Below are 15,576 nucleotides of genomic sequence, written 5' to 3' on the forward strand. Positions count from 1 at the left end.
AGCGCTGAGACGTGTTCGGACAACGGATGGAACTGCGGTCTGAACCGGACTGGGTGGTGCGGGTCCCGTCGGGCCAGGCAGGCCAGCGCCTGGATCAGTTTCTCGCCTCCAGGAGTCCGGACCATTCTCGAAGCCGCTTCAAGACCCTGATCCTGGAAGGTCGAGTCCGGGTAGCGGGCGGACCGGCGAAACCCCGCTACGGGGTGAAGGAAGGGGACCTCATCGAAGTTTGGTTCCCCGAGCCTGAACCCGACAACCGGCCGGTTCCCGAATCGCTGCCGCTCCAGATTCTCCATGAAGACGCGCACATCCTGGTGGTGAACAAGGCACCGGGCATGGTGGTCCATCCGGGCGCCGGCCACCGGGAAGGTACCCTGGTTCACGGCCTGCTGGCCCACTGCCCGGAGCTCGCGCAGCAAGGCTCTCCACTTCGCCCGGGGATCGTGCACCGGCTGGATCAGTATACCTCCGGCGCCCTGGTGATCGCCAAGACGAACGCCTCCTACCTGCAGTTGGTCCGCCACTTCAAGGAGCACCAGGTGGAAAAGGAATACCTCGCCCTGACCTACGGCAGATTCCGCGAAGGCTCCGGAGAGATTCGCACGCTCGTGGGACGCCATCCCAGGGATCGAAAGCGGATGGCCGTGATCGAACGAGGACGCGGGAGAGACGCCGTCACGCGATGGACGGTGGAGCGGAGCTGGCAGGATGAGTTGACGCTGCTTCGGGTGGTGATCCAAACTGGAAGGACCCACCAGATCCGGGTGCACCTCAGCCACCTGCAGCATCCGGTGGTGGGAGACGCCGTCTACGGCGGGGGAAAACGGCGGGCCAGGGCGGTTCAATCTCAGACGCTCCGGGAAGTTGTGCTAAAGATCCAACGCCAGATGCTGCACGCATGGCGCCTGGCATTCACTCACCCCGTGACCCGCATCCCTTTGGCATTTACGGCCCCCCTGCCACCGGATTTCGCGGACGTGCTGGCGCAGCTGGACGGCCTCGAACCGCCGCCCGACGAAATTCGGCCCCGCTAAGAGGTTGTCTGAGAATGCCCTTCACCCTTCCGGGGATTGGGTATCCGTTTTTCGCGTAGGGGCGGTTTCCCCTCGTTCCCAAGCTCCAGCTTGGGAACAAGGTGGAATTCTATTTCCCCTCCCCTTGTGGGAGGGGATTAAGGGGAGGGGGGAGAGGGGGGATTTTACCCCTTGTTCCCAGGCTCCGGCTTAGGAACGAGGGGATCAGTCACGGCCTCATGGGAATCGAAGCTGGAGCTTCTGCACACCTGTGTTCCCAAGCTCCAGCTTGGGAACAAGGTGGAAGGAGCGACTCATGTCCTGTAGGGGCGCAGCGGCCCTGCGCCCCTACTTGCCGGCGATCCCGATCGCAGCGAGGGCGCCGCTCCCACAATGGGTCGCCCTCCCAGGAACGCCGGAGCTCCGCACGGCCCGAACCAGAAGGCCCCGTCCATCCCCCGTTCAAGGGCCTGGAGACTGGAGCACCGCCTTGACGTCCAAGGCGACCCGCTGCCGGAAGGCGTCCCAATCGACCTGGAAGACCACGTCGCCGCGTATCGTCCTGCCCGCCGGCAACGAGGCCGCCCCGTTCCACCAGACCGCGGGAACCGAATCTCCCACCAACAGGTTCAGGTGTTCGCCGTTCTTTCCAAAGATCCGCTGAACCTGGACGTCTACGCCCTTGCTGACAAAGACCGGCGCCGGGTTCCCCACACCGTGGGGTTCCAGCTCCTGGATCGCTTCGTAAAGTTCCGTCGTGACGAGCTCCGGATCCAGCGGCAGATCGATCCGACCGCGCGGCACGAAAACCTCGGGATCCGCCGATTGCGCCACGGCTTCAAAACGGTCGGCGAACGCCTCGATCCGGTCGACGGCCACGGTCAGGCCCGCCGCCATCTTGTGGCCTCCCCAGCGGGCAAGGAGGTCACCGCAGAGACCCAGGGCCTCGTGCACATCGAAGCCGGAAACGCTTCTCACCGAACCCCGGGCGGTCCCCTCGCGGCTGTCTATGGAAAGCACCACCACGGGGCCGTAATGCAGTTCTTGCTGAATTCTGGAGGCGACAATGCCCACAAGTCCCGGCGGCCAGCGGGAATCTCCCACGACCAGTGTGCGGGTTTCCGGCGGCCGCCCGTTGAGCCGCCGCCGAACCTCCTCGAGGATTCGGACTTCCTCCTGCTGGCGCCGCAGGTTGAGCAGGTTCAGATCCCGGGACAGGCCCGCCGCCCGCCCCCGGTCGTTTTCCACCAGCAGGCGGTAGGCCGTCAGAGGGTCCGCTACGCGCCCGGCGGCGTTCAGCCGCGGAGCCAGGTAGAAACCCACATGGCCCGCCGTGAGCTTTCGGCCCACCAGGCCGGAGACTCCTCGGATTTGCTCGATCGGAAGGGATACCCCCCGGTTGATGGCCCGAAGCCCTTCGGCGGCGATGATTCGGTTGCCTTCGATCAGCGGAACCATGTCCGCGATGGTTCCCACGGCGGAAAGCGCCAGATAGCGCCCGTTGAGGACCGGCCTCGGCCACCGGTCTTCCAAGGCCTTCCTGAGCCGAGTAAGAAAAAGAAGCACCAGCCCGGAAGCACAAAATTCCTTGAAGGCGGAAGGGCAACCGGCGTGCTTGGGGTTCACCAGAACGGTCGCCGGAGCCGTCCCGTCGGCTGTCACCTCGTGATGATCCAGGACGATCACATCCATTCCGCGCGCACGGGCCGCCGCCACCGTCTCCACATCCAGTGATCCGCAGTCCATGGCCACCAGGAGCCGGGCCCCGGGATGGCCGGTGACCGCCCGAAGCGGCACCCCGTACCCATTTTCCCGCGTGGGAATCACCACCGCGAAATGATCGTAGCCGATATCCTTGAGAAAAAGGCTCATCTGGGCCGTGGCGGTGACCCCGTCGCAGTCGTAGTCTCCCGCCAACACCAGATGATGTCCGTTCGAAAGGTGGCGGGCCATGATCCGAGCCGCTTCGTCCAGACCGCGGATACGCAGGTAACGTTCCAGGTCCGGCAGTTCAAGGCCGAGAAACGACTCGGGGGTCAGCCCGCGGTTTCGGAGAAGAAGCGCGATAACCTCCTCCACCGTGGAAGGAACCTCTTCGCATTGCACCGTCCACTGACGCCGAATCATGTTCTCCGTTCCGCGGCGATGGCATGAGCCGCTTTCTTCTCAACTTCTATTCAAACGGTACCGACAATGGATCATCCTACCTCGAGGGCCGCCGCGGTTCACGACTTCCGGAGCGGCGATTTCAGCCGATGGTAATGGAAAGGCATTGACAAGTGAAGCCCCGAAAGCTTTTTTAGGCGGTGTCTCCAAATCCGGCCACCGAGAAAGGGAAGACTCCATGAGCAAAGAAAACCAGCTGATTCATTCGTTCCCCAAAAACACCCTGGAAGAAATCCGTGTTTCGGTCAACGTCTTCCGCGGGCGCCAGTACATCGACATCCGCACCTTCTACAAGGGCGACGACGGAGAATATCACCCTTCCAAGAAGGGGGTGACGCTTTCACCCGAACTCCTCCCCGATCTCGAGGAAGCAGTTCGCAAGCTGGCAGAAACCTTCCAAGAGTGATCCCGGCGGTTTATAAAGAGGCATCCCGCCGGACGGTCGAACCGCTGCCGGTCCAACACGGACAGGCTCTTCGGATCGGGGACCCCTGTGCCACGGACGCTAGGAACGCCTTGTCGTGACCAGAACCTCCAAGTCGCAGTTCGTCTGGTGCAAGAAGGAGAACTGCTTTGTCCCTTGGCTGCGCTGCCTTCTCTGCCGGACTCCCTGCCGTGCGTTTTCCGAGGACGTTCCCCGTGAGGCGGTGGAAGCTCTCCTTCAGGAAGGAAAAATCAAGGAGCACTACGTCATGAAATCGAAAAACCCCCCGAAAGAATCCGCTCCCGAATCTTCAACCCGCCTTTTCATCCTGGAAGACGGAAAGCTCAGAACCTTCGATCCCTCGGAATACGCTCGATCCGCCCTCTACGAAGCCGAAGACGTGTACGCCGTAGAGCGCCGGTTCGTCCGCCCTGAGGAGAAAAGCGACGTGCTTTACGAAGGGAAAAGACCGGCCAAGAAGACGGTGCCGCTGCTTCGGCTGAAGGACAGCGAGGAGGCTCGGCTCGGCGACTGGCAGGATCTTGAGGCCAGGCCGGAGCAACTGGCGGATGTGGAAGAAGTAATCGCCGCAGTCCCGGTCAAGCAGGTGTTCGTGCTCAGGAAAAAATAGCCACGCCGGCAAAGGCCGCCCGTTCCAAGGGCCGCAAGGTCTTCAACTCCTGAAGCGTTCCGGATTCCCTCCGATGACGACCGCTCCCGAACCGCAACCCCCCCCGAACGACCTCAAAGGTCCTCAGGAAAGCACTGCGGCCGGTTTCCTGGAATGCCGCGGCGTCGTGTTCTCCTATCCTGGAAACCGGCCGATCCTCCGGGGGATCGACCTGGTCGTCGAAGCCGGATCCCTGGTCGAAATCCGCGGACCTTCCGGAGCCGGCAAATCCACGCTGCTTCGACTGTTGAACCGCCTTCAGATTCCCGACCGAGGTTCCATCCGGTTCAAGGGCCTGCCCCTTGAAGCCTACCCACCCCCGGACCTTCGCCGCGCCATCGGCTACCTTCAGCAAACCCCCGTAGTGACGGAAGGCTCCGTACGCGAAAACCTCCTGTTGCCCTTCACCTTCAAGGCCAACCTTTGCATCCGGCCGCCGGCCGAAGCAGTTCTGAACGCCGGACTCCGGGATTTCCTCCTGGAAGGCATCCCCCTGGACCGTCCGGCCAGCGCCCTTTCCATCGGCCAGAAACAGCGTCTGTGCCTCCTCCGGACCATGCTCCTCGAACCCGAAGTGCTCCTCCTCGACGAGCCCGCCAGCGCCCTGGATGCAGAGAGCCGAAGCGCCGTCCAGGCGGTCATCGAAAAGCTCAGCCGAAGCCGACCCCTCACCATGCTTCTGGTGAGCCACCAGCCCTTTCCCATCGTTCATCCCAACCGCAACGTACTGGCGCTGAAAGACGGAAAGCTTGTCCCTTGTGCCGATGCGGATCCTTGCACTGCGAAGGAGTGACCCCTCATGGATGCCGTCGACATCGGCTTCGGCCGCCTGCTCGTCTCCCTGCTCTTCGTCCTAGGCGCGGGCGTCGCCTCGGTACTGTATCGGTTGCGCCTGGAACGGGACCTCCTGGTGGGGACGATCCGGACGTTTCTCCAGCTGTTCCTCATGGGCTACGCCTTGGCCCTCATCTTCAACCTTCGCCGACCCCTCTGGGTGCTGCTCCTTTTCGCCGCCATGATCGCCTTCGCGGCTTGGACCATCCGAGGACGGGTGAAAGAAAGGGCGGTCCCGTTTTTCCGGCCGACGCTGGCGGCCATGATGGCCAGCTACTTGGTCGTGACCATCGTGGTGACGCGTGTCGTGGTAGGCGTTGACCCCTGGTGGCATCCCCGGTATTTCATCCCGCTCGGCGGTATGGTCATCGGAAACTCCATGAACGCCATCGCCCTCACCCTGGAACGCCTGTTCTCGGACCTCCGCTCCCGGCGCGACGAAGTGGAAATGATGCTCGCACTCGGAGCCGACCACCGGGAAGCCAGTGCAGGCATCTTCCGAAATGCGCTGAAAGCAGGGATGATCCCGTCCATCAACGCCATGATGGGCGTGGGCGTGGTCTTCATCCCCGGCATGATGACAGGGCAGATCCTCGCCGGAGCCGACCCGCTAGGGGCCATCCGCTACCAGATCGTGGTGATGCTCATGCTGGTGGGATCCACCGCCCTCGGATCGCTCTTCGTGGCGCACCTCGTCCGGAAACGCTGCTTCGGCGAAGCGCAAAACCTGCTCCTCTGACCCGAGGCGCCTTCCCGCAAAAACGAAAGGCGAGAACCCCTTCCCGGACCGCTTCCCTCTCACGCTCGGGAGACGACCCGATCTCCGCCTTTATCGACCGGCCTTTGCGCGCAGGTACCGGCGGGGCACCGGCGTCACCTGCGGAAACCCTCCCAGAGGATTGACGCTCACCACAACAACGCAGCCGTAGGTTTCTTCAAGCGACGCGAAGGTGAAGATTTCCCCGGGCGGTCCGGAAGCCACAGCCCTTCCGGCCTTGAGGAGAAGGGCTCGCTCACCGTACATGGCCGCCAGGTTCAAGTCGTGGGAGACCATGGCGATGGTGAGGTTTTGATCGCTTCTCAGGTCTTCCAAAATATCCATGAAATTCACCTGGTGCGAAAGGTCCAAAGCGGCCGTCGGTTCATCCAAAAGCAGGATCCGCGGTTCCTGGCACAGCGCCTGCGCCAGGAAGACCCTCTGACGTTCTCCTCCGCTCAACCGATCCACAGTCCGCGTTTCCAAATGGCCCACTCGGGTGCGTTCCATGGCTTCGCGGGCTTTTTCCATGTCCGATTTTCCTTCCAGACCGAAAAGCCCCAGGTGAGGCGACCGGCCCATGAGCACCACTTCCGCCACGGTAAAAGGGAAGTCCAGGGGTACGAACTGAGGCACATGGGCGACCAGTCGGGCCAGTTCGCGCTTTCCGAAGGATGCCACGTCCCGGCCGAACAAGCGCACCGTACCGGACAACGGCCGAAGCAGCCCGGCGACGGCCTTGAGCAACGTGCTTTTTCCCGAACCGTTGGGACCGCAGACAACGAAAAACTCCCCCGCTTCCACATGGAACGTCAGTTCGTGGAGGACCGTCTCCTTCCCGTAGCCGACGGTGAGGGATTCCACGGTCACTGCGGCTTTCATCGGATCGTCCTTCTGAGAAGCATGATGAAAAGGGGCGCACCGATGAGCGCCGTCACCACGCCCACCGGCATTTCCCCTTGTTCGGGAATCCAGCGGGCCAAGGCGTCACAGGCAACCAGGTAGGCCCCTCCTCCCAGCGCACACGCCGGAACCAGCACTCGGTGATCCGATCCCAGAACAAGGCGAAGAAGATGCGGCACGGTCAGCCCCACGAACCCCAGAAGACCGCTCCGGCACACGGCGGCACTCACCATGACCGCCGTGACCCCAAGAAGCCACGCGCTCACCCGCCGGACGTCCACCCCCAGGCCTTCCGCCGCCTCGGTTCCCATGAGCAAGAGGTTCATGGGGCGGCTCAGGGCGAAGACGGCCAGAAGACAGGGCGCAAGGATGATCGCGAGCCTCCCTGCGTGGGCGAGATCCCCGCGGGCGAGGTCCCCCATGAGCCAGAAAAGGATGTCATGGAGCCTGGAATCCTGTGTTTTCGAAACAAAAAAGAGGATGGCGGCCGAGCAGAAGGCATTCACCATGACCCCGGAAAGAAGGAGTGCGTCGCGGCGGAGGATCCCTTTTCCGGAAACCATACTCAGAACAACAAGCAGAGCTCCCATGCTTCCCAGGAAGGCCGCCGCGCTCACGCCCGGAAACTGGGACAACCCGGCCAGAATCCCGAGGATGGCGCCGACGGCCGCCCCCCCGGAAATCCCCAGCACGTAGGGATCGGCCAGAGGGTTCCGAAGGAGCGCCTGGAAGACCAGCCCGCCCACCGCCAGTGCACTCCCCACTTGCCCGGCGAGGAGCACCCGCGGCCATCGCAATTCCCAGATAATGGTCTGGAGGGTGGCGTTCGGCGAGCTCATCCCCGCGACGGATCGAAGCACGACCCGAAAATCGGTGCCTGTGGAACCCACCGACAGCCCAAGAAGAGCGGCACCCAAAAACCCTGCCGAAAGCACAAGGATTACACCGAAAATCCGTTTCGCCACATGGCCTCGGAACGCTTCCATCCCTTCCTGTCTCTGTTAAGGTCTTGGTAGCGTAGAAAATAATAGACCTAATATTTGATGCCAAATTCTATTTCCCCTCCCCTTGTGGGAGGGGATTAAGGGGAGGGGAATGTAACTGATTGACATACATTAATTTTCTCACCCTCACCCCAACCCTCTCCCATCAAGGGAGAGGGGGATTTTTCCCCTCGTTCCCAAGTTCCAGCTTGGGAACAAGAAGCAAAAGATCTGCACCCATTCTATTCCCCTCCCCTTGTGGGAGGGGATTAAGGGGAGGGGGAAAGGGGAAACTCTGGATGGAGAATGTCCGCCAGCCGCTCCAGCCCTTCCACCAGCCGCGGTGAAGGCCGGTCGAAGAGATCCGAATCCACGAGTACGATGCGGTCCGCGGCCACGGCGGGGATCCCCTTCCAGCGTCTCCAGAGGGCTTCGATATCCTGGAACCTACACCCCCGGGACATGGTCGAAACGACGATCACGTCAGGCCGAAGATCCATCACCTCTTCCACGCTGAGCCTCGGGTAGCTGGTGGGGCCTTCCGTGACGTTCAGACCTCCGGCGAGGGTCACCAGTTCGTGGGCGAAGGTCTGGGATCCCACGGACACGATGGGCGAAAGGCCGATCTGAAAGAAGACGCGGGGACGTTCCTCCACCGCCGAAACCCTTTCCACCACGGCTTCGATCCGCCGCCTCATGGAAGCCACCACTTCTTCCGCCTGCGCCTCGGCGTGGAAGAGCCGCCCCAGCGCCAGAAGCGTTTCCATAACCTCTTCCAGGCTCTTGGGATTAACCGCATAGACCGGAATCCCTAAAGCCTCCAGGCGCAAAACGGCTTCCTTCGGGTTGCCGTCCTTTACGGCCAGGCAAAGATCCGGCTTCAGAGCCACGATCTTTTCCAGATCTGGATGAATATAAGAACCCACCTTGGGAAGGGCTTCGGCCGCCGGCGGATAGTCGCTGAACCGGCTCACTCCCTTGAGGCGCCATTGCTGGCCGATGGCATAGACCATTTCGGTCAACCCCGGCGCCAGCGTCACGATGCGGCGGGGATCGTCGGGAACCTGGACGCGCCGGCCCACCAGGTCCACGATCTCTTGCCCCTGGGCCGAAGCCGCCGTGATGCAACACCCGCAAAGCAGCCACAACCATAACCGGCCGATGGCTCCGCCGCGGCCTTTTCCTTGAAACAGCCGATCGCTTTCCATCGCCACACTCTTCACCGTTTGAAGGACAGGCCCAGCATGAAGGAAGCCCCGGGAGTGGAAAACCCGAATACATCCTCATAATCCTCATCGAGGATGTTCGACCCCTTGACGAATACCTCCAAATCCTCGGGAGTAAAACCCCACGGAACCCGGCAGGACACCACGGTGTCGAGGAGGAAGTAATCGCTGAGCTGCACTCTTTCGGGCGATGCCCAGTCCCGGTAGTCCACGTCATCCCGGGAACCCACGTACAGACCCTTCACGAACGTTCTGAACCGCTTCCACCGCCAATCGAGCCAACCGGAGACCGTGGTCTCCGGGCGCCGAAGGAGCTCTTCGTCTTCTGTGAAGGCCACCGAATCAAGACCGCCGTCGTCGATCACTTCGGTATCGAGAAAGGTGATGTTAAGTCCGAGCGCGAGGGCGTCCCTGGGCCGAAACTCCGCTTGGCCTTCAATCCCACGGCTTCGCGCATCCTGAACGTTGAAGAAGTTGGGAAGCCTTTCGGGGGGCGCCGGAAAAGGGCTGGGAACGTAAGCGATGAGGTCTTCGTAGCGCGTATCGAAGTAGGTGAGGTGTACGCTGAGCCGGTCTTTCAACCAGGATTGATCGACCCCTACTTCCCAGGACGTCGCCGTTTCCGGCTCCAGGTCCGGGTTGCCGAGCGTCCACGGATCGTCTGCAAAGTTCTCATAGAAGGTCGGTTCCTTGATTCCCCTTCCCGCCGCAAATCGAAGCCGCGTTCCGGTCTCATGGAGATCCAAAGCCACGGACCCCCGAGGACTCACTTCACCGCCGAATTCCGTGTTGTCTTCAAACCGGACCCCGCCGGTCAGGTGCAGGCGCCCCCAGAAAGAAACGTGTTCCTGCACGTAGCCTGCCGTATTGGAGCGGTCCGCTCTAAGACGGGTGACTGCGTAATCCCGGGTTTCCTGATCATAGTCTTCCCCCTCGTATTCCGCACCGAAGGTGGTGACCGTCCGGAAAGCCTCCGACGTCTCCCAGGACACATTCGCATGGTAGTCGAAGGTCGTGCGCGATTCCGTGCTCTTGGAAGCAGTATCCACAAAATCCACTCCCAAGTCCAACGGATCGCGTATCTTGCGTTGGTTGCGATGGTAACCCACGGAAAAGACGTTTTCCCACCAGGATGCGGCCATCACCTTCGATGACACCCCCACCACCGTATCCAGTTCGCGCTCATTCTGGTGCGGGTCCAGCGGCGAAAACTTGTCGCCCGCACTTTCCGTCGGATATTCGTAACGGCTGTCCACAAGTCTTCCTGTAAGGGTCACGTCCCAAGCGCTTGTAGGATAGAAGTCGAAGCGCGTACTCAACGTGTTATTTTCGAAGGCATTGTTGACCTCCAGGATGCCTTCGTCATCGATCCGGCCGTAGGCGGCCGAAAACCCCATATCGTCTTTGCCGCCGGAGACGCGCAGGCGCTGGGTCCCCAGGTAATTCCCTTCATCGGATCGGATGCCGTGGCTGGTCGAGACTTCCAAGGCCGCAGGGCCGACTCCGGGCTGGGTGAAAATTTGGACCACGCCTCCCAAAGCATCGGATCCATAAAGGGCGCTTTGCGGCCCCCGGACCACCTCCACCCTTTCGATGTTGTCTGTGGAGAGCGTCTCCCAATAGAAATCGCCTCCTCCAAGATTCACCTGCACACCGTCGATCAGAACCAGCGTGTGATTCGATTCGCCCCCACGGGGAAACAACACGGTCTGCGAGCCCAGAGACCCGGTGCGCATCAATGTGAAACCCGCCACTTCCTGGAGCACTTCCGCCACGTCGGCCGCCTGCCGTGCCTGGATCTCTTCCTTCGTGATCACCTCATGAGAAACTCCGACCTCACGCGCCGGCGTCTCCGTCCGTGTGGCGGTCACCACCACCTCATCGAGAACTACCGGCTCTCCTGGCATCTCACCGTTTCCACCGCCCGTTGCGGTACCCATGAAAAGAAGCCACAGAACCAACCCGAAAAAACCCTCCGCGAACCGTCTCATGCCGGATCCTCTCTGGTTGGACCGAAGCAAGAAGCTGTTTTTTTTCGCTTCTCCCCAAAAAAAGGAAGATCGTGCACGGGGGCCCACTTTCGCACACGCCGCCACAAAAAAACCCGGGTTCCCAAAGAACCCGGGTTGCCCGTTTCACCCAACGGTTTTCGCCCAGCCGCCGGTCCTCACCGCGAAGACGCGGCCGGCAGTTTGTTGCAGGCAGGTTTTCTGACTCTCGGATTCTCCTACCGGCTGCGCCTTCCCACCGGGCGCCCAACCTCCAACCCCCTCGAACTTCGAAACGCACCGTGGTATTCCAAAGGGTGCGCTCCGCCGAGTGAGCTCTTAAGCGGTCAAGCGCCCGCCAGTGGCCTTCCTGCAGCCTTCGTCCCCGATCACAGCGGCGGGCCCGTTCCCGATTTGCACGGGATTCCCTCTTGAACCTTTCGGCACCTGCAACGATTGGTTCCTACCAAGATGCTCTATCGGTTGTCAAGGCTTGTGCCTACCGTCATCGGTTTCGATTCGAGGTAACATCTCAATAATGAGATGTTATGTTTCGATTCCACGTAAACGTTTTGCGACGATCCGTCATCTAATGAATTAAAAAGTGAACCTTTGGCTACAGGAGGCGGATCATGAAGGTGAAGACGTTTCTCAGTGTTGTGTTGGCGACGTTCCTACTCGCCATTACAGCGGATTCAGCTTTGGCCGACAGAAACCGTGTGATCGTGAACCATTATCATTATGGAGCAAAAACCTGGGGAAAGGGCCATCCGGGCTACGGGCCGCCGCATTTCGTGCGCGGCGACGCCTGTGGGCGAGGGCGGGTCGTAGTGGAACACCGGCATTATTACTCCGATGCGCCCTGCAGGCGTCACGTGCACTACCATGATCATTGTGACCACTGCTACCGGCGATCCGGAGGCTACTTCCTCGGAAGCGCTTTTTCCGACCCGGGCTGGTCGCTGATATTCAAGACCGGCGGCCGCTGGTAGCGCCGACTCATGCGGTCACATGATCCCCAGGAGACGCGGCCTCTGGGCTTGCACAAAAAGGCGGTGTTGTGAGGGACGGCAAAGACTGCCCGGCCTGGCAGGGCGATTCGAATCCATCCTCAACGGTCGGTCCCGGCGGGTCGCTTCCCGGGTTTCCGGACGAAAAGGAACTGGTCCGGCGGGCCCGGGACGGTGACTTGAAGGCCATCGAGGAACTGGTATTCCTCCACCAGGCGACGGTCTTCGCCACCGCCTATCGCCTGTGCGATTTCGACCGGGAGGAAGCCATGGACGCCGCCCAGGACGCCTTCGTCCAGGTGTTCCGTAAGATCGGGCAGTTTGAAGGCCGTTCATCGTTTGCCACCTGGCTTCATCGAATCGTGGTGAACACCTGCCTCCTCCAAAGGCGGCGCAAGGCGCGGCGTTCGCGGTTTTTCTTTTCCTGGTGGCCCTTCGGGCGGGATGAGGAAGGCGACGGCGCCTGCGAACGGGACTGGCCGGTTCCGGAAGACGGGAGCAATCCGGCTGACGACCTCTTGAACCGGGAACTTAAACGGGACGTCGTGTCCGCCTTGAAGGGCCTTTCACAAAGGCAGCGAACCGTTTTTCAACTCAAGGTTTTCGAAGAAATGACCATTCCTGAAATCGCCGCGGCGACAGGCATGGCGGAGGGCACGGTCAAGAGTCACCTGTTCCGGGCGATGCGGACCCTCCGCCATCAGCTTGCAGGCTGGGACAATTGAGAGTGAACGGGAGGGTTCCCATGGGAGCTTGCAAAGACCACGAACAGAGACTGATCCTGGATGTTTTCGGCGAACTGAATTCCGAGGAACGTCGGAATTGGGAGGCCCACCTCCAGAGTTGCCCGGGCTGCTTCCGGGAACGGGAACGGCTGGCCCGCATCTTGACTGAAATCCGATCGGCGGGAACACCGCCTGAACTCACTCCGGCGGAATCCGCGCAGATGGCGGCCTCGGTGAAACAGCGACTTCAAGATGAGCGGCGGGCGGCGACTTTCAAACGGCAAGGCTATTGGACCCGGGCCATCTTTCGGCCGGCGTTTGCAGCAGCGGGTCTGATCCTTGTGCTGAGCGGGTTTTTGGGCTACACGATGAAGGATCGTTTTGCCGACCTGTCACGGTGGTCGAAAGTAGCCCAGGAATCGCTTCCGGAAAACCAGGACCGTGAAATCGTTGAAAATCTGGAACTGCTGAAAGAGATGGAAACCATTCAAAAGCTGGTCAATATCGTGGACAAGGCCGGCAACGGGGGAGGTTCAGAACCGCGGGAATCCGAATTCCATTTCCAGGGTATGCGACGGCACGATGGAGGGAGCGGCCATGCTTGAGTGCCTTGATCCGACAAACGCGAGCAGGACAGTCGCTACGGGGATCCTGTTCACGTTGCTTTTCGCGCTGTTCGGTGCAGCGTCAGCCGGCGCTTCGATGAGGGACCTGGCAGGAAGGCATCAGGCCCTTGCATCGTCACACGCGCACGGAACTCGGCATGTCGATTGGGAGAAAACGTATGCCGGCCGAAACCGCGGGAACGATCCCCGGACGAACGGCAACCCTTCGGCTGAGGAAAAGCAGAACCTTCAGAAACGTTATAAAGAATGGCAGTCTCTCCCTCCGGAAAAAAAAGAACTTCTTCGCCGACGGATGGACCAGTATCGGAGCATGCCTCCCGACGAGCGGAAACTCTACGAGGAACGCCATCGCCAGTGGCGCCAACTGCCGCCGGAAGAACGACGCCGAATCGAAAACAACCTAAAGCGCTGGGAAGAACTCACTCCCGCGGAACGCGACGCCATCCGCAAGCGTTTCGGCAAGTAGCCGGATCGTGTTCGCAAGGGACGCTTCTCCGGCGTATCGTTTGCCCACCCGTTCCGCCGAGCCATCAGCGGATGGGCGCTGATCTCATGGAATCCCTTTGAGATCCTTCCCTCTCAGATCCATCCTCGAAGGCGATAGTAGACCAGTCCCAGGTACTCGTGAAGCGCGAGCGCACTCCCACGCAAGCCGGCCATGGTGGGAAGCCAGTCCCAGGGGCTTGGGGGAGCGCTTCCGGTCATGATGTCGCAGGGGATCGGCGTTACGTCCAGGCCGAGGCGCTCATAGAGGGCCATGGTTCTGGGCAGATGAAACGCAGACGTGACTACGCACACGTTCGAAACCCGCAGACCATCCAGCAGCGATCGAACGAAGAGGACATTTTCACGGGTGTTTCGGCTCTGATCTTCCGTAACGAGGCGATCAGGGCGGATACCGGCCGTTTTCAGGTACTCGGCCAGTACGTGAGATTCCGGTGGAACCGTTTTGTCTCGCCCCTGGCCTCCCGCCAGGATGACCACCGCTCCTTCAAAACGTTTCGCCAGGGCCGCTCCGGCATGCATTCGCCGAAGCGACCACCCTTTGAGAGAGGGAAGGCCGTTTGCCGACGGATCCCGCGCTCCCAACCCTCCGCCGTGAATCACGATCGCGTCGCAGTGCAGTTTGTCCCCGTCGGGATACGGATAGGCATTTTCGAGAGGCTGCAGGAGGAGGTCTTTCACGGGCGAAACGGAAAGCAGGTAGAGCCCCAGGGTGGCGACGCCGAGCAGCAGGCCGGAAGCCTTCCGCCGATCGAGGTGAAGGAGCACCCCGGCCGCCAGCAGGAGAAGGATGAACAGCCCCGGCGGCAGGATCAGGTGGCTCAACAGCTGCGATAGCAGGTACATCGGGCTTCGATCTCCGCTGCGTGCTCTTGTTCACGGGTCATCCTCGAAGCTCGCACCGCCTGACGTTCTTCCATGGAGTCGGCGGCGGCTCTGGACGCCCCGTCACGTCATAGCCTTGCATTGCAGGCAATCCCTACGAGGCTGTCTGAGAACACCCTTCACCCTTCTGAGGATTGAGTGACCGTTTTTTCGCGTAGGGGCGGTTCGCGAACGGCACTTAAGGAGCGATTCATGCCCTGTAGGGGCGCAGCCGCGCTGCGCCCCTACTTGCCGGCTATCGCGGCCAAGGCCGCTCCTACAGGAACAAGGAACCTCATCAGGGCCCGACTTTCATGAGCTTGTTTTTGGGCAGGCCCTGCCGGCTGCTCAAGGAAACACCGCATCATGCCGTCGTCCGCCCGGGCATCATGTGCTCAGGCATCCGCACGGCGACCACCTCCCCGCGGGCGCACTCCTCGCCCCCGGCACGGACCGTCACGGCAACGACCACCTTTCGCTCCTTGACCTCCCGGATCCGCCCCCGGACTTCCAGCGGGACTCCGAGAGGAGTCGGGCGCAGGAAGTCCACGCGAAGCGATGCCGTCACGAAGCGAAAACCCGGATCGGTTCCCATTTCCCGCCCGGCCGCCCGGTAGGCGGCGGCTGAAGCCGATCCCGTCCCGTGGCAGTCGATGACCGAGGCGATGAGCCCGCCGTAAACAACGCCGGGGATGGCCATATGGTAGGGCCGAGGATGAAACACCGCAACCGTTTCATCCCCGTCCCAGTAGCTCTTCAGCTGAAGTCCGTGTTCGTTCAACCGGCCGCAGCCGTAGCAATGGCTCAGTTCATCAGGATAGTAGTCCTGGAAAGCCTTTTCCGCCATGATCACCCGTCCTCCTTCCTCCCATCGATATGGAAC

The 15,576-nt window shown here is 61.3% G+C and carries 16 protein-coding genes and 1 riboswitch; of the genes, 9 read left to right on the top strand and 7 right to left on the bottom strand.

What is annotated here, in order from left to right:
• The first annotated feature begins 11 nt into the window (after window positions 1-11).
• Window positions 12-1,034, top strand: coding sequence for an RluA family pseudouridine synthase (locus tag FDQ92_RS05455; RefSeq protein WP_137423642.1), 1,023 nt, complete (start codon window positions 12-14; stop codon window positions 1,032-1,034).
• Window positions 1,035-1,475: 441 nt separating this feature from the next.
• Here the strand turns inward: FDQ92_RS05455 and FDQ92_RS05460 are convergent, their stop codons facing one another.
• Entirely contained in the window at window positions 1,476-3,140 is a 1,665-nt protein-coding gene (locus FDQ92_RS05460) for a single-stranded-DNA-specific exonuclease RecJ (RefSeq protein ID WP_137423643.1), read from the bottom strand.
• Between the two features lie 217 nt (window positions 3,141-3,357).
• Here FDQ92_RS05460 and FDQ92_RS15185 point away from each other — a divergent pair, with 217 nt between their 5' ends.
• The 4 genes from FDQ92_RS15185 (at window position 3,358) to FDQ92_RS05480 (ending at window position 5,846) form a co-directional block, all read left to right on the top strand.
• Entirely contained in the window at window positions 3,358-3,585 is a 228-nt protein-coding gene (locus tag FDQ92_RS15185; protein ID WP_170180206.1) for a transcriptional coactivator p15/PC4 family protein, read from the top strand.
• Between the two features lie 115 nt (window positions 3,586-3,700).
• Window positions 3,701-4,234: a hypothetical protein gene (locus tag FDQ92_RS05470; RefSeq protein WP_137423645.1), complete on the top strand. Its 534-nt coding sequence runs from the start codon at window positions 3,701-3,703 to the stop codon at window positions 4,232-4,234.
• A gap of 73 nt (window positions 4,235-4,307) precedes the next feature.
• Window positions 4,308-5,066 carry an ABC transporter ATP-binding protein gene (locus FDQ92_RS05475; protein ID WP_137423646.1) on the top strand — a complete coding sequence of 253 codons (759 nt, stop codon included), beginning with the start codon at window positions 4,308-4,310 and terminating at the stop codon, window positions 5,064-5,066.
• A 6-nt stretch (window positions 5,067-5,072) separates the two neighbouring features.
• Entirely contained in the window at window positions 5,073-5,846 is a 774-nt protein-coding gene (locus tag FDQ92_RS05480) for an ABC transporter permease (RefSeq protein ID WP_137423647.1), read from the top strand.
• Between the two features lie 90 nt (window positions 5,847-5,936).
• Here the strand turns inward: FDQ92_RS05480 and FDQ92_RS05485 are convergent, their stop codons facing one another.
• From FDQ92_RS05485 to FDQ92_RS05500, 4 genes are all read right to left on the bottom strand, one after another.
• Window positions 5,937-6,746 carry an ABC transporter ATP-binding protein gene (locus FDQ92_RS05485; protein ID WP_137423648.1) on the bottom strand — a complete coding sequence of 270 codons (810 nt, stop codon included), beginning with the start codon at window positions 6,744-6,746 and terminating at the stop codon, window positions 5,937-5,939.
• Entirely contained in the window at window positions 6,743-7,753 is a 1,011-nt protein-coding gene (locus FDQ92_RS05490; protein WP_137423649.1) for a FecCD family ABC transporter permease, read from the bottom strand. The genes FDQ92_RS05485 and FDQ92_RS05490 overlap by 4 nt, the downstream gene beginning before the upstream one ends.
• A 266-nt stretch (window positions 7,754-8,019) precedes the next feature.
• Window positions 8,020-8,958 (bottom strand): ABC transporter substrate-binding protein, encoded by a 939-nt coding sequence (locus FDQ92_RS05495; protein ID WP_137423650.1) that lies wholly within the window; start codon window positions 8,956-8,958, stop codon window positions 8,020-8,022.
• Window positions 8,959-8,969: 11 nt separating this feature from the next.
• Window positions 8,970-10,967 (bottom strand): TonB-dependent receptor plug domain-containing protein, encoded by a 1,998-nt coding sequence (locus tag FDQ92_RS05500; protein ID WP_137423651.1) that lies wholly within the window; start codon window positions 10,965-10,967, stop codon window positions 8,970-8,972.
• A 192-nt stretch (window positions 10,968-11,159) separates the two neighbouring features.
• Window positions 11,160-11,430, bottom strand: a riboswitch (cobalamin riboswitch).
• 166 nt (window positions 11,431-11,596) lie between these two features.
• Between FDQ92_RS05500 and FDQ92_RS05505 the strand changes: the two genes are divergently transcribed.
• From FDQ92_RS05505 to FDQ92_RS05520, 4 genes are all read left to right on the top strand, one after another.
• Window positions 11,597-11,956, top strand: coding sequence for a hypothetical protein (locus FDQ92_RS05505; protein ID WP_137423652.1), 360 nt, complete (start codon window positions 11,597-11,599; stop codon window positions 11,954-11,956).
• A 68-nt stretch (window positions 11,957-12,024) separates the two neighbouring features.
• Window positions 12,025-12,699, top strand: a complete 675-nt coding sequence (locus FDQ92_RS05510; RefSeq protein WP_137423653.1) for an RNA polymerase sigma factor — start codon at window positions 12,025-12,027, stop codon at window positions 12,697-12,699.
• A gap of 20 nt (window positions 12,700-12,719) precedes the next feature.
• A complete protein-coding gene (locus FDQ92_RS05515; protein WP_137423654.1) occupies window positions 12,720-13,304 on the top strand; it encodes an anti-sigma factor family protein in 585 nt (194 codons plus the stop codon).
• Between the two features lie 97 nt (window positions 13,305-13,401).
• Window positions 13,402-13,791 (top strand): DUF3106 domain-containing protein, encoded by a 390-nt coding sequence (locus tag FDQ92_RS05520; RefSeq protein WP_246041909.1) that lies wholly within the window; start codon window positions 13,402-13,404, stop codon window positions 13,789-13,791.
• Window positions 13,792-13,904: 113 nt separating this feature from the next.
• Here the strand turns inward: FDQ92_RS05520 and FDQ92_RS05525 are convergent, their stop codons facing one another.
• Window positions 13,905-14,675 carry a YdcF family protein gene (locus tag FDQ92_RS05525; protein ID WP_137423656.1) on the bottom strand — a complete coding sequence of 257 codons (771 nt, stop codon included), beginning with the start codon at window positions 14,673-14,675 and terminating at the stop codon, window positions 13,905-13,907.
• Between the two features lie 382 nt (window positions 14,676-15,057).
• Entirely contained in the window at window positions 15,058-15,540 is a 483-nt protein-coding gene (locus FDQ92_RS05530; RefSeq protein ID WP_137423657.1) for a PaaI family thioesterase, read from the bottom strand.
• Window positions 15,541-15,576: the final 36 nt, after the last annotated feature.

Source organism: Desulfoglaeba alkanexedens ALDC, from assembly GCF_005377625.1.
Classification (GTDB): domain Bacteria; phylum Desulfobacterota; class Syntrophobacteria; order Syntrophobacterales; family DSM-9756; genus Desulfoglaeba; species Desulfoglaeba alkanexedens.

Bases quoted from the DNA above. Each gene is read 5' to 3' on its own strand.
- FDQ92_RS05490 (WP_137423649.1), bottom strand. From the start codon at position 7,753: ATGGAAGCGTTCCGAGGCCATGTGGCGAAACGGATTTTCGGTGTAATC.
- FDQ92_RS05525 (WP_137423656.1), bottom strand. From the start codon at position 14,675: ATGTACCTGCTATCGCAGCTGTTGAGCCACCTGATCCTGCCGCCGGGG.
- FDQ92_RS05495 (WP_137423650.1), bottom strand. From the start codon at position 8,958: ATGGAAAGCGATCGGCTGTTTCAAGGAAAAGGCCGCGGCGGAGCCATC.
- FDQ92_RS05530 (WP_137423657.1), bottom strand. From the start codon at position 15,540: ATGGCGGAAAAGGCTTTCCAGGACTACTATCCTGATGAACTGAGCCAT.
- FDQ92_RS05485 (WP_137423648.1), bottom strand. From the start codon at position 6,746: ATGAAAGCCGCAGTGACCGTGGAATCCCTCACCGTCGGCTACGGGAAG.
- FDQ92_RS05480 (WP_137423647.1), top strand. From the start codon at position 5,073: ATGGATGCCGTCGACATCGGCTTCGGCCGCCTGCTCGTCTCCCTGCTC.
- FDQ92_RS15185 (WP_170180206.1), top strand. From the start codon at position 3,358: ATGAGCAAAGAAAACCAGCTGATTCATTCGTTCCCCAAAAACACCCTG.
- FDQ92_RS05460 (WP_137423643.1), bottom strand. From the start codon at position 3,140: ATGATTCGGCGTCAGTGGACGGTGCAATGCGAAGAGGTTCCTTCCACG.
- FDQ92_RS05505 (WP_137423652.1), top strand. From the start codon at position 11,597: ATGAAGGTGAAGACGTTTCTCAGTGTTGTGTTGGCGACGTTCCTACTC.
- FDQ92_RS05500 (WP_137423651.1), bottom strand. From the start codon at position 10,967: ATGAGACGGTTCGCGGAGGGTTTTTTCGGGTTGGTTCTGTGGCTTCTT.
- FDQ92_RS05515 (WP_137423654.1), top strand. From the start codon at position 12,720: ATGGGAGCTTGCAAAGACCACGAACAGAGACTGATCCTGGATGTTTTC.
- FDQ92_RS05520 (WP_246041909.1), top strand. From the start codon at position 13,402: ATGAGGGACCTGGCAGGAAGGCATCAGGCCCTTGCATCGTCACACGCG.
- FDQ92_RS05475 (WP_137423646.1), top strand. From the start codon at position 4,308: ATGACGACCGCTCCCGAACCGCAACCCCCCCCGAACGACCTCAAAGGT.